At 58.4% G+C, this 12,709-nt stretch carries 13 protein-coding genes; 4 read left to right on the forward strand and 9 right to left on the reverse strand.

The window, feature by feature from the left end; all coding sequences use genetic code 11:
• Nucleotides 1-20 precede the first annotated feature (20 nt).
• Both BIS10_RS04160 and BIS10_RS04165 read right to left on the reverse strand, forming a co-directional pair.
• A complete protein-coding gene (locus BIS10_RS04160; RefSeq protein WP_253502825.1) occupies nucleotides 21-1,007 on the reverse strand; it encodes a TRAP transporter substrate-binding protein in 987 nt (328 codons plus the stop codon).
• A 136-nt stretch (nucleotides 1,008-1,143) separates the two neighbouring features.
• The gene (locus BIS10_RS04165; protein ID WP_253502827.1) at nucleotides 1,144-1,851 is read right to left on the reverse strand and encodes a DUF3581 family protein; all 708 of its coding nucleotides are present in this window, start codon (nucleotides 1,849-1,851) and stop codon (nucleotides 1,144-1,146) included.
• A gap of 107 nt (nucleotides 1,852-1,958) precedes the next feature.
• Here BIS10_RS04165 and BIS10_RS04170 point away from each other — a divergent pair, with 107 nt between their 5' ends.
• Nucleotides 1,959-4,907, forward strand: coding sequence for a hypothetical protein (locus BIS10_RS04170; RefSeq protein WP_253502829.1), 2,949 nt, complete (start codon nucleotides 1,959-1,961; stop codon nucleotides 4,905-4,907).
• On the opposite strand, the gene BIS10_RS04175 is transcribed toward BIS10_RS04170, so the two are convergent.
• Together BIS10_RS04175 and BIS10_RS04180 are read right to left on the reverse strand one after the other, a co-directional pair.
• Nucleotides 4,904-5,620 (reverse strand): trimeric intracellular cation channel family protein, encoded by a 717-nt coding sequence (locus BIS10_RS04175; RefSeq protein WP_253502831.1) that lies wholly within the window; start codon nucleotides 5,618-5,620, stop codon nucleotides 4,904-4,906. The genes BIS10_RS04170 and BIS10_RS04175 overlap by 4 nt on opposite strands.
• Before the next feature lie 85 nt (nucleotides 5,621-5,705).
• Nucleotides 5,706-5,906 carry a DUF305 domain-containing protein gene (locus tag BIS10_RS04180; RefSeq protein ID WP_253502833.1) on the reverse strand — a complete coding sequence of 67 codons (201 nt, stop codon included), beginning with the start codon at nucleotides 5,904-5,906 and terminating at the stop codon, nucleotides 5,706-5,708.
• A 122-nt stretch (nucleotides 5,907-6,028) separates the two neighbouring features.
• Here BIS10_RS04180 and BIS10_RS04185 point away from each other — a divergent pair, with 122 nt between their 5' ends.
• A complete protein-coding gene (locus BIS10_RS04185; RefSeq protein ID WP_083024846.1) occupies nucleotides 6,029-6,523 on the forward strand; it encodes an NfeD family protein in 495 nt (164 codons plus the stop codon).
• A gap of 1 nt (nucleotide 6,524) precedes the next feature.
• Nucleotides 6,525-7,574, forward strand: a complete 1,050-nt coding sequence (locus BIS10_RS04190; RefSeq protein ID WP_253502835.1) for an SPFH domain-containing protein — start codon at nucleotides 6,525-6,527, stop codon at nucleotides 7,572-7,574.
• A gap of 39 nt (nucleotides 7,575-7,613) precedes the next feature.
• Here the strand turns inward: BIS10_RS04190 and BIS10_RS04195 are convergent, their stop codons facing one another.
• The 3 genes from BIS10_RS04195 to BIS10_RS04205 all read right to left on the reverse strand — a co-directional run bounded on the left by BIS10_RS04195 (nucleotide 7,614) and on the right by BIS10_RS04205 (nucleotide 10,717).
• Nucleotides 7,614-8,942, reverse strand: a complete 1,329-nt coding sequence (locus BIS10_RS04195; protein WP_253502837.1) for a DUF2252 domain-containing protein — start codon at nucleotides 8,940-8,942, stop codon at nucleotides 7,614-7,616.
• Between the two features lie 64 nt (nucleotides 8,943-9,006).
• The gene (locus BIS10_RS04200; RefSeq protein ID WP_253502839.1) at nucleotides 9,007-10,497 is read right to left on the reverse strand and encodes a sodium:solute symporter; all 1,491 of its coding nucleotides are present in this window, start codon (nucleotides 10,495-10,497) and stop codon (nucleotides 9,007-9,009) included.
• Complete coding sequence (locus BIS10_RS04205; protein ID WP_083024844.1) at nucleotides 10,490-10,717, reverse strand: hypothetical protein; 228 nt, start codon at nucleotides 10,715-10,717, stop codon at nucleotides 10,490-10,492. The genes BIS10_RS04200 and BIS10_RS04205 overlap by 8 nt, the downstream gene beginning before the upstream one ends.
• Nucleotides 10,718-10,826: 109 nt before the next feature.
• On the opposite strand from BIS10_RS04205, the gene BIS10_RS04210 reads away from it, so the two are divergent.
• Nucleotides 10,827-12,002, forward strand: a complete 1,176-nt coding sequence (locus BIS10_RS04210; RefSeq protein ID WP_253502841.1) for a glycosyltransferase — start codon at nucleotides 10,827-10,829, stop codon at nucleotides 12,000-12,002.
• 40 nt (nucleotides 12,003-12,042) lie between these two features.
• Here BIS10_RS04210 and BIS10_RS04215 read toward each other — a convergent pair whose 3' ends face one another.
• Together BIS10_RS04215 and BIS10_RS04220 are read right to left on the reverse strand one after the other, a co-directional pair.
• Nucleotides 12,043-12,468 (reverse strand): N-acetyltransferase, encoded by a 426-nt coding sequence (locus BIS10_RS04215; protein WP_083024842.1) that lies wholly within the window; start codon nucleotides 12,466-12,468, stop codon nucleotides 12,043-12,045.
• A gap of 56 nt (nucleotides 12,469-12,524) precedes the next feature.
• On the reverse strand, nucleotides 12,525-12,709 hold a 185-nt coding region (locus tag BIS10_RS04220), incomplete at its 5' end, for an N-succinylarginine dihydrolase (protein ID WP_253502843.1).

Raw genomic sequence — 12,709 nt, forward strand, 5'->3', positions numbered from 1 at the left:
GGCTTGTTTGACGTTAAGGATTACTCGTCGCGCAGGCGGTCAGCCTCGGCGCGCAGGGTTTCCAACATAGGGGCTTTCGGTGCCCAAATACTTTCCCACTCGGCAATCGCCTCAGAGAAGAACTCGGCATCGGCTTCGACAATATTGATGTCCAACCCGCGAATTTCCTCTTCCTGAGCGGCATCCATCTCCTCAAAACCTGTCAATACATTCTCCAGGTGTTCGGACATGGCGGTATCAATCAGCTCGCGGTCTTCTTCAGAGAGCTCGCGCCAGACGCGCCCAGACACCACCCCCACCATCGGGAACATCATATGGTTGGAGATCAGCAGGTTGTTCGCCTGCTCGTAGAATTTCAAAATCAGAATCGAGTCGAAATCCATATCAATGGCATCAACCTGCCCATTGGCGAGGGCATCGTACACTTCCAACAAAGGCATGGGTGCAGGGGCAGCGCCGGTGGCGGTGTAGAAGTCGCGGATCGGCTCGAAGGGCGTAATACGCAGCCGCTGGCCCTGCAAATCTTCAGCGCTTTCAATGGGGCTACGGCTCAATACTTGGCGCATACCCACCATGCCATAACCTACCCCAACGAGACCAACGCCTTCCGGCATCAAGTCGAGTAGTTCACCGGCCGCATCTGAGCGCAACAGGCGCGCCGCGTGGTTGACGTCGTCCACCAGATACGGGGCGTAGAGCGCGCCAAAATCAGGAATGCGATTGGAGATTTCGGCAATGGTTAGAAAGGCCATGTCCAGCGCGCCGGTTTGCAGCTGCTGCACCATTTGCGCTTCGTTACCTAGTTGCTGAGCAGGAAACACGCTCACGCTATGCTCGCCGCCTGAGCGCTCATTTAGCGTCTGCGCAAACGCTTCGGCTTCGGTGGACCACAGATGCTGGGCGGGGGTAATCAGCCCTAAACGGAAGTCACGCGCCTGGGCGCTAACGGAGGAGACCGCCAAGGCGGCTGCGGCGCAGGCAAGCGTCAGCGTTTTCATTCGGTTCATGCAAAGCCTCGTTGTCCAGCCAAAGCGCCGTGCGGCGCTTTGGGTGTTTTTTAATTAGTCGGCTTTGAGAATACCCTAGCGGTTGCGTTAATGGCACCCGCCATTGCGCTAACGCAGCGCAGAGCGATCCGCTCCCCTAGGCGGCTTCGTAGGCGGCTTTCAAACGGTAAAATTCGTCGACAATGGCCGCCATTTCGGTAGCGTCGTAGTCGCATAGCCCGCTGACGACGAGCTTCTTAGAGCCTACACCCACCGCTTCACCGGCTGACTCAATGGAAAATTCCAGCAGCGCATCTGCACGTTTACCCTGCACGTCCAGTGAAGATTCCGTCAGCGCCAGATTAGGTGAGAAGCCGTCTAAACGCTCCAGGCAAAAGCCCATGCTATCGTAGATCACCAGCGGGCGTTTAGGGTTAAACATCACCCCATGCTGCTCCATCAGCGGCTTGAGGTAGTGGGGAAAATTCTTACCTGAAAATGCTACATAGCAGCGGGCAAACCCCTCTACCACCGTCTTATCACGCGTCATGTCGCCGCTGCGCACCACCTGTAAATAGCACTTTCCACTATCATCACTGACATGGATCTCGCCATTATCGGCTTCACTAAACTTGAGCGGTGTATCAGCACCCACCATATTGGTGAAGCGAAATTCCATTTGCCGCGACAGCCCGAATTTCACTAGTACCAGCGTAAATAGCAGGTCGCCGGGCACACAAAAACGCCGCGCATCCGGATTGTGAATCGGGTTGTAGTCACCGGCCACGCCTTTAGCGAAGCGGCTGGCCTGCTCAGCGGAGATCACCACATACTCTCCGCGCTGCGCGTAAAAATCCTTGAACATGGCTTTGCTGCCTGCCTAGCGTTGAAATCGAAAACCCATAACTGCTCCACGACGCGCATAATGCCATAAAACACGCGCCAACAGGAGTCATCTGCTAGGAAGCCCGTATGACGAGTGACACGCCCTCTACTAACCGCCGTTTTCGACCGCTAGCCGCCCTGCTGTTTGGCGGGCTAGCACTGGCCTTTATTTGGCTGCTGGGCAGCTACTGGCTACTCAACAGCCAGTGGCTTCCCCAACAGCTATCGTCCATTGAGGGCGTCGAAGTGCGCTGGTCCAGCGCCCAGAGCCTCCACCCAGGACGTTGGGAGGTGGAAAATCTCTACCTTGCCCGGGAAGACGATGCTCTGCCCATCACCGTAGAAGCCCGGCAAGCCACGCTCTCGCTGTCGCTGCTCGCCCTGTTGCGCGGCGAGTTACATATAAAAGCGCTGGATGCCAACGGTATTCGTCGTTTCACCGTAGGGGATGTTGCGCTGGAAGCAGAGGGCCAGCTGAAGGTCGAGGATACCCAATTCAGCCAAGAGACCCTCAGCGTGCCTTATGTAGGTTTGGACATTACCCAAGGCCGCCTCGTTCGCTTGAGCGATCAAACCACGCTGGTGCAGGATATTCAGCTACGCAGTACGGCGTCACTGGACTCACTTTCCACCCAGCAAAGTAACGATGCGCTGACGGAGGCGCTGCTCGACGCCCTCACCGCCCAGCTTGCCATCACGGCTCAAGCCGACGCTTGGGATGTGTTCATGCCCTACCTAGAAGCGCTGCCCTGGTTGAGCCTAGCAGGCAGCGGCGTATTGGAAGGTGAGCTTGCGCTTGCCGAGGGCCAACTACAGCCGGACAGCGAGCTCACATTAGCAGCCCCAGTGCTTGCGCTCTCTCTCGATGAGCAGCGCTTGAAAGGAACCGACAACACGCGCCGCTGGCTGGTAGCAGATGACACACCGCCGCCGCATACCGCCACGGGCCAGGGGCGCGTCAGGCTCGCCGTGGAGGATGGGCAACTGCGCTTCGCTACTCAGTTGGAGGACGTCACGCTAGCCGACACGTACCCCTACGCTACAAACACACGGCTCGCTCTTTCTACACACATCCCCAACCAGCGGCTGGATCAGCTCGACTTGCCCACTAGCGCCTCACTTGAGCTATCGGGCGAGGTGACGCGACTCGACATGTTCGACCGCTATCTCGCAACGGCCTTCGATGGCCAAGGGATTCGGCTATCCGGCCAGGGGAGTATCGCCGCCAGCGCGACGCTTCGGGATGCGCGTCCTTATGAAGCATCGCTAACCGTTCAAGCCCCCACGCTAGGCGCAGAGCTGCTTGAATTCACCGCGCAAGGCAGCGGTACGCTCGACGCGACGCTCTCCCCCGATGAGCAAGTAGCGGCAACGCTGGCCTTCTCAGACGCCACGCTGCGCCATCAGGAGCGAACCTTACTGGCGAACGCAGCGCTAACGCTAGCCGCACAAAGCCCCCTCGACCCCGAACAGGCACAACAAAGCGCCACGGCGCAACTGAGCTGGAAAGAAGCAACGCTGCCCAATATCCAAGCGCTACAACCCTACCTTGCAGCGGTGTTGCCCCGCCCTTCTCCGCTAACGTTAAACAGCGGCTCGGCCACCAGCCACGGGCAGCTACGCTTTACGACCGAGCAACTGAGCGGGGAGCTTTATCTGGCTGGCAACGCGCTGACCACCGACTGGCAACGAAGCGAGCAAAGCGGCACGTTGGTGAGCGATACGCAGCTTGCGCTGGCCATCAACCAAGCGGCGCTGGATGGCACAGCGCTGGACATCAGCGGCTCGCGGTTAAGCTGGCAGGTGGCCGACCCGCAGCATCCCGGCGAAGCGCTGGAGAGCACGCTGGTGCTGCGTGACGGTCGCTTTCAGCGCCAAAACGCCACCCCAAGCGGGCAGTTCACGATAGAGGGCAGCGTGCAGCGGCTGGGGTTTCTCAACACGTTTTTACCGGATGCTCACGGCGTATCGCTTTCCGGCAACGGCCAGCTCTTTCTGCAAGGCGCGTTTATTGATGACACGCTGCAAGCCCCTACGCGGCTGCGGGTCAATGCTAACCAGTTGGAAGTGACGTTTCTCGACTACTTGGCCACCGGGCGCGGCGAGCTGACCGCCCAGTTAGATAGCCCCGAGCAGGCACAGCTTTCGCTGGGGATTCCACAATTTGCCCTACGGCGGCAAGATGATGACCGCCCGCATTTGGAAGGCCGCCACTTTGCGCTCACCACCCAAACCGACCGCTTTAGTGACGTGCTGGACTCACCCGTTCCAGAACACTTCACCACCCGAGTTGCGCTGCCAATTACCGAGGTGCCGGACATTGCCCGCTACAACCGCTATTTACCAGAAGATGCAGGGGTTGAGCTACTCTCCGGCAGTGCCAGCCTAACCAGCGAATGGCTGCTAGAGGGGCTGCGCGCCCAAGGTGATATCACGCTGCGCGCTTTCGAAACCGAGATGGCGCTACTGGAGCAGCGCCTGAGGGGAGACGTGACACTGCACCTACAGCTCACCGAGGGCGATATCGAAACGCGCCGTTTTGTCGCCAATGACTCCTACCTGCGCCTGGAAAACGTCTTTCGCCGAAGCGACGACGGCACTCAGGATGCGGGCTGGTGGGTGCAGCTCACCATGGAAGAAGCCCAACTCAACTGGGATGATCCGATACAACTCACCAGCCAGCTACGGTTAGGCATGCGCGATACTGGGCTACTGGCTCGGCTATTTCTCGCCCGTGCCCGGGAGAGTGACTGGCTGGGCAGGCTTTTAAACGTGCATAACATCAACGGTCATGCCCTACTCACAGTGAGCGACGAGCAAATACGCCTGCATGACCTCACGCTCACAGGCGGGCCGCTGCTACTGCTTTCCGATATGACCCTAGCCGACGGCAAAGCCAACGGCGCGCTTTATGCGCGGCTGGGTGCCGTGGGCCTCGGCGTGGAGCTGAATGACAGCGAACCGGCCCTGCGAGTACTCCAGCCCAAGCGCTGGTTTGACCGCTGGCGAGAAGCCCAGCGTTTTCCAAGGCCTTAGCGGCGCGTGCGCTCTCGACGAATCATACGCACGCGCTCTTTGGCTTTTTGCGGAGTGGACAGGGGTGCGGCGGCTTCATCATGGGTTTTAGGCGGTACCGTTACCCAGGCAAACACAGGCAATGCTAAGTGCCAATGAATCGCCGCTAAGCGCAGGCCTAGCGTCACGCTCAATGAGGCGGCAATGGCGAATGTCAGCGGCACCTCGAGCGCCTGCAGCGCGACATATACAATCCCGCCCGCCATGGCAGCAGTGGCATAAATCTCTTCGCGCAGCACCATCGGCACCCGCTGGGCTAGAACATCACGAATCATGCCGCCCGCCACGCCGGTCATCATGCCCATGAGTACCGCCACCACGCCAGAGGTACCCAGCAGCAGCGCTTTATGCGTGCCGATCACGGTAAATAGCGCCAGCCCAAAGGCATCCGCCACCGGCAAAAAGCCCCGAGACAGCCGGTGAATGTAGTGAAACCCCACCAGCGACACGCCCACCGTGGCCAAGATCACCCAGAGATAGGTCGGGTCGGTCACCCAGAACACCGGCCTAACGCCCAGCACCAAATCGCGCAGCGTACCGCCCCCAATGCCCGTCACCGCCGCCAGCACCAGCATACCGAACGGGTCCATCCGCGAGCGGCAGGCCAAAATCACGCCCGACAGGGCAAACACAATCACTCCCGCCATATCCAACCAATAAATCACACCCGACACGCGGCTCTCCCTCATCACCTGCTGTTTAAGCGGGCAGAATATCACTCATTCGGGAAGGGTGTAGTGATCAGAGAGCCAGACAGGCTTAATAGCCGTGACGCTGCAACCACGCTTTCAAAAAAGCAATTTCACTCTCTTGAGCGGCGATAATGCTCTTGGTCAGTTGACGAATCTCGTCATCTTCGCCGTGCTCCAGCACAATTTCTGCCATGGCGATGGCACCTTCGTGATGGGGAATCATGCCTTGCGCGAAATCCACATCAGGGACGCCAATGTAGGTCGGCATGGCAGCACTCTTATCGGCGAGATAGGTAATTAAAGTTTAAAACCTACAGGCTGCCCGCAGGTCAAGGTGGGCTAAGTGCGTTACTCTGGTAAACATCCTTCGTCGCTAGCCATGGAGTACATATGGATTGGAACCCTGCTTACAGCTGGCTGGTGCTCGCCTTGCTGTTGAGCCTAGCCGAACTGACCTCTGGCGCGATGGTGCTGTTGGCGCTCGGCATCGCGGCGGCGCTCACCGCTGCCGTCACGGCATTGGGGCTATCGCTACCCTGGCAGTTGCTCAGCATGGGCATCTTTGCGGGAGTGCTGGTGCCGTTAGGCGTGATGGTGATTCGGCCACGCTTCTCTCCCAAAGGGGTTGCCTACGGCACCACTGGTACCGGCGTAGAAAAAGGCAACCGCTATACCACGCTGCTGAGAGATTACGACAATGCCACAGGGATTAAAGTGAACGGCGATTTCTACCGTTTGCGTGTGCTTGAAAGTGGCCAAACAGAGCTGCCCGAAGGCACTCAGGTCGTGTTCAAACACTTTGAAGGTACGACCGCTTTGGTGAATGTATCATCACCTGAAACACTCGATAGTGAACGCAATACGCCCAACACCAAGGAGTTTTAAAATGGATTTACCGATTAGCCCCGGCCTATTGATTAGCCTGATTATTGTCATCATTGGCATTTTGATTATCTCGAAAGGCTTGGTGATCGTTCGCCAGTCGGAAGTGATGGTGATTGAACGCCTCGGCTCTTTTCACCGCGTGTTAGAGAGCGGTATTAACATCATCATTCCGTTTATCGAACAGCCCCGCGCCATCACCATGCTGCGCTATCGCAAAATGGGCGAGGAGTACACGGCCATCACCACCGATGAGACCCGCATCGACCGCCGCGAAACGGTGATGGATTTCCCCGGCCAGCCCGTGGTGACCACGGATAACGTCACGGTGCGCATCAACGGCGCGCTGTATTACCAGATCATCGACCCCAAGCGGGCGGTCTATGAAGTCGAGAACATGAGCCAAGCCGTTGAGGTATTAGCGAAAACCACGCTGCGCTCGGTGGTGGGTAAAATGGAGCTGGATAAACTGTTTGAGTCTCGTGCAGAGGTCAACAACGAGATTCAGGCGGCGATGGAAGAGCCAGCTTCTAAATGGGGTGTGAAAATCTCCCGGGTGGAAGTGCAGGATATCGCCATGCCGGAAGAGGTCGAGTCGGCCATGCGCCTGCAAATGGCCGCCGAGCGGAAACGGCGCGCCACGGTGACCGAAGCCGAGGGTGAAAAATCGGCCGCCATTGCCATGGCCCAAGGCCAGCGTGAATCCTCCATCTTAAACGCTCAGGGCGATAAAGAGTCCGCCATTCTACGCGCCCAAGGTGAGCAAGAATCCATCAAGCTGGTGCTTAGCGCTATCGGCGATAGCGAGGAGAACAAGCGCACGGTGGTGGGTTACCTGCTTGGCCAAAGTTATATCAAAGTGCTGCCCACCATGGCGAAAGACGGCGAGCGAGTGTTCGTGCCTTACGAGTCTTCTGCTCTGCTGGGTTCCATGGGGATGTTCCGTGAAATGGCAGGCTCCCCAGAAGACACCGTATCCCATCATCTAAAAAGCCGCTCCGGTCAGGAAAACGGCTTAAGAAGTGGCATTGTCGGTGGTGCCAGTAGCAGCTAACTCGTTAAGTTTTTAGCCACCGGCACGGTACAGCCCCTACTAGGACTCTGCGTCGGTGGCTAGAAAATGCTCCATAAACACCTGGTAGTCTTGACCCACACAGTCGGCGTAGGCTTTAGCAAGCGTTGAGACCACGCCGATAAACTGCTCCTCACGCCCTTCTAACCGCTGGCATACCGCGTCGGCAAACGGTGCGGCTTTGCCTCGGTTAAGTGCCTGCGCACCGCGCAGGTGTTCACGCGCTAGAATTTCACCCCACTGGCGCGCCAGCTTGCGGTAGGCCTTACCGCCAGAGAGCTTATGGGTGGGGTAATCCTTTTTGAACGGTGAGCGTTCGCGTACCGAAAACACCTTGCCGTTCATGGTCAACCAGCCAAGGTAGGCATCCGGGTGCTCCGCAATAGCATGGAACGCCGCGGCATGGCGAATACCTTCATTGGGAAACAGCTTGCGCCACGCCTGCTGCTGCGCTTTGTCCATCAGGCGGTAGGCTTCTGGCGTGACCTGCTCTTTGATATCCAGAATCACATCGTCGTGCTCGTGATCCGCCCCGCCTTCGATCAGCACGTAGTACCGCTCGACGCCCAGCGACCCAGTGCCTGCATCCAAGCGCCGCGCGGTGTCTTTGACGAAGAAGTGCTGCGGGTCGCTCTCCTTGATGGGGTGCTGCAGCGTTTGCTGGTACTCCTGCTCAATGATGCGCCGTAGCTGGCTTGCCACATCGGCAGGCAGATTGGCGAGCTTACCGGGGCGCTCGGCAAACTGACGCCCTTTATCTGGGTCTAGCGTCGTCCACTTCTCCAGCATGCGGGCACGGCTCTGCTTATCGGCCACCTTGCCCATAAACGATTTAAGCGGATCCTTGGCGTTGTCCAGCGTGATCGCGTGGATCGCCACGTCATCCTCACGATGAACGCTAAGGGTGTCCATATACCCTTCCAGCAGCTTGTTCAGCGCTTTATCAATGGCTTTGGGGCTCAGCTCGGCGTTCTCGCGGGCATCCAGCACTAGGCTAATCGCCAGCCGCCACACGTCGTACTGGTAATCCCCAATCAACGCATCGTCGAAGTCATCCATGCCGTAGCGCACTTGGTCATCGTGGTGGCCGTATGCGCCAAAGTTGTAGGCATGGGCATCGCCCTGAAGCCAGGTTTGGGTATTGGGCCAGCCGCCGAATAGCGCAAAGCGCCAGTCGTGCCAAACATCTTGCCAATAGAGATGGTTGGAGCCGCGAAAGAATCGATAGGGAGAGGCCGCCATTTTGGCGTACTTCGCCTGCCGATGCGCCGCGCTTAGCGACGCATTCGCCTGTTGAATGGCCTCAATGACCTGTTGAGGGCGGTTGTGTCCAGTCAATGCGTGGCTCATTGCAATGCCTTTGTGGGTACATTAAAACGCTCTGCTGTAAGCGTAGACGATGCACGTTAACAGATTAAGACACTCGCTTGCCCAAACGCGTCAGGCCACGGGGCGCTGAAATGCGAAAGAAGCGCTCGACCACCTCTTCACACGTAGCTGGGGTTGCTAGCGACACCAGCACAAACAGCGGCAAATTGACCATCAGCCCCCAAAACCCTGCATGAATGCCGAGCGGATGCCGCCATAAGGTGGTGAACGCCACGGTAACCACAAAACCGCCTAAAATGCCCGCCATGACGCCCAGCCTTGAGGCGCGAGGCCACAAGAACATGCCGATAAAGGCGGGCAAAACCTGCGAGGCAAAGCCAAGCCCCACCAGCAAAATCATCACCAGGCTCCCCGGCTCAGCAATCGCCAGCGGCGCAATCACCAGAAACATAATGGGCAGAATCAAAAGACGCGCCAGCTTGGCGGTAGTGCCCTCCGAGAGCTTGAGCAACGGCTGCAGCACGTCTTTACTCACGGAAAGGGACACCGAATGAATAAACGGCTCGCTGGAGGACATAGAGGCGGCCAAGGTGCCCGCGCCCAGCAGTCCAACTAACACCACGGGCAAGTGCTGCATGGCGTACTCCAGCACCACGGTATCTGCCCGGGCCAGCTCCGGCAGCGAGAAAATACCGATAAAGCCCACCACCACCATAGGCAGAATCACCACGTAGTAGGTGGGTAGCCACGTCGCGCTGCGGCGGATGGTGCGCGCTGAAGAGGCGCTCATCCACTGCGTCCAAACGGGGGGCATAAACGAGAACATGGAGACAATGATCGACGTGGTCCAGAAGCTAAAACTCATATCGCCCCCCGCACCGGGGAGGGTCAGAAACTCGGGGTGCTCGGCGGCGATGCGTTCAAATACGCCCGCAAAACTCAGCCCGCCGGTGGCACTGTGTATGGCCCACAGGCCTACTGCCCAGGCCACCACCAGCATCAGCACGCCCTGGAAAGCGTTGGTGCGGCCAATTGCCCGCTGCCCGCTGGCGTAGAGATAAACCGCAATGCAGGCCAGCACCAACAGTACGCCCAGCCAAACAGGAATCTGCCCGCCGCTCATCACGAATAGAATATAAGCAGAGCCAATCGTTTGTAGCACCGCGTAGGCCACGGAGCCTACCGCCATGACCAGCGCGGACAGCGCCCCCAATGCAGGGCTTTGGTAGCGGTCGGCAATGGCGCTTGCCTGCGTCACATGGCCAAACTGCTCGCCGAACTGCCATACCTTCGGCCCGAAATACCACGCTACCAGCGCCAAGTACGCCAGATAAATCGCTACATAAAATACGGCCACTCCTTTGGAATAAGCCCAGCCCGGCGCGCCCATGAAGGTGTAAGCACTCACACTGCCCGCCGCGATTAGAAGGTAAAGCGTCACTGGCCCCATGCTGCGCCCCGCCACGCCCCACTCTTCAAGACTGTTCATGGAGCGGCCTGCCCGTGCGCGAAGGCCGATCAGCATCGCGGTGGCCACGTATAAAAGCGTAATGACCAGCGGCCAGGCACTACTCATGGTCGTCTCGCTCTACAATGCGGTTGCCCACTAGCATGACTGCCACGCAGGCAAACATGATCACGTAGCTCCACACCACCAGCAGCGGCAGTCCCATCACCAGCGTGGCCCGGTTCACCCAACCAATCACTGGCCAAATACCGGCCAATACCAGCGCCACAAAGGCAATGAAAAGCCCCCAGCCCGCCCGGGACGTGGGCAGCACTAAAAAACGTCGCATGTCATATCCATAAGATGATGAAAAGAAGTGGTAGCCTCAGCGGCTGTCATGGCGGTGTCACGGCACATTGCCACACTAGGCCGCAATGCCAGCCGTTAAGCCGCTTATGATGAAGATTTTAATGCTTTCCGACGTCTACTTCCCCCGGGTGAACGGCGTTTCCACGTCGATTGAAAGCTTTCGTGGGGCGCTGGAGCGCTTGGGCCACGAAGTACATCTGATTTGCCCTCGCTATATGGATCACGCCAACGAAGACCCGCGCCTTTGGCGTATCGATTCACGAGGCGTATTAGGTGACCCGGAAGACCGCATGATGCGCTACCAGGCCATCATGGCGCTGGCTCCGTCGCTGCACGCCATCGAGTTCGATCTGATCCACATTCACACCCCCTTTGTGGCGCACTACGCGGGCGTGGCATTAAGTAAACGGCTCGGCGTACCCGTGGTGGGCACCTACCACACGCTGTTTGAAGAGTATCTGCACCACTACGTGCCGTGGCTGCCTCGCCGCAGCCTGCGCTTTGCCGCCCGGCGATTTTCGGTGCACCAGTGCCATCAGCTCTCCGCCGTCGTCGCTCCTTCGTCCGCCATGACCACTGCCCTATCGGTCTATGGCGTTCGCTCCCCGATCGCGACCATCGCAACGGGCTTGTCGCTCACTCATTTCGTCGCACAAACCGCTGGCGGAGAGTTCCGCAAAAGTCATGGCCTTCCAACGCAAGGTCGACTGCTGCTGTTTGTAGGGCGCGCCGCGTATGAGAAAAACATCGGTTTTCTGATCGATATGCTGCCCAAGGTGCGCCACCAGCACCCGGAGACTCACCTAGTCATCGTCGGAGAAGGCCCGGCACTCGCCTCACTGAAACAGCAGGCCCAGCAAGCAGGCCTCTCCGATGCGGTTCACTTTTTAGGCTACCTTCCCAGAGATGGCGCACTGCAAGATGCCTACCGAGCAGCCGATGCCTTTGTGTTTGCCTCCCGCACCGAAACCCAAGGCTTGGTACTGCTGGAAGCCATGGCGCTGGGCACTCCAGTCGTCTCGACCGCCATCATGGGCACTCAAGATGTATTGCAACAGGATGAGGGCTGCCTGATCGCGGAAGAGCACCCTGCCCGCTTTGCAGAACACGTCAGCCGACTGCTCTCTGATGACGCTCTTCGCACCACCCTCGCCCACCGCGGCCAAGCCTACGCCCAACGCTGGAATGAAGATACCAAAGCCGAAGCACTGGCAGCACTGTATGAGAGCCAATGCCCTAAAGCGTTTGCTTCATCGCCTGCTTAGTTGTCGATATAGCTGTCGATATAGTTGTCGATAGCGAGGATCACACAATACGCCGCTCCATAGCATGCACTGCGTCTTCAGTGTTCAGCACTCGAAACCCCATGCGCTCGTATAAATCCATGGCGGGGTTGATACTAAATACCCGCAGCCGCAATCGGTGAACACCCGCTTGCCGGGCATGCGCTTCGGCGAAGTGGAGCGCCGCCGTTCCCAAGCCTTGGCGCTGCCACGGCGGGGCAATTTGCAGCTCCCGGATATGGTAGGCGTCATCCTCCTGATGGAGGCATAGCACGCCCACAGGGGTTGCATTGATGACTAACTCAAAGCTCTCTAACTCGCGCCACTGCTGATCAAACAGGGCGGAGTCCCAGTGCCATCCTAGCTGCTGGTGGTAAGCCGCCATGTTGTGACGAATCAGCGTTTCGGCAAACGCCTTATCGCCCGTCGGCTGGATCACAGGCGTCATCGTTCAACACCTGCACCATCCGGCCGTTGGCAAACACGAACTTGGCCGTTCATTACCTACCCCAACTGGAACGGATACACCGACCCTATCTGCAAGAGCTGAGTCAGCTCGTCCAGCGCGGTGAGCACTTCTGTGGCGAGCTGGGGGTCGGCGAGGTCTTCACTCGTCAGGCGGTCGCGGTAGTGGCGGTTCACCCAGGCGGTGAGGTCGCTATAAAGTGCATCGTTGAGCAGTACGCGGC

The organism is Halomonas sp. 707B3 (assembly GCF_024158645.1).
In the GTDB taxonomy this organism is placed as follows: domain Bacteria; phylum Pseudomonadota; class Gammaproteobacteria; order Pseudomonadales; family Halomonadaceae; genus Vreelandella; species Vreelandella lionensis.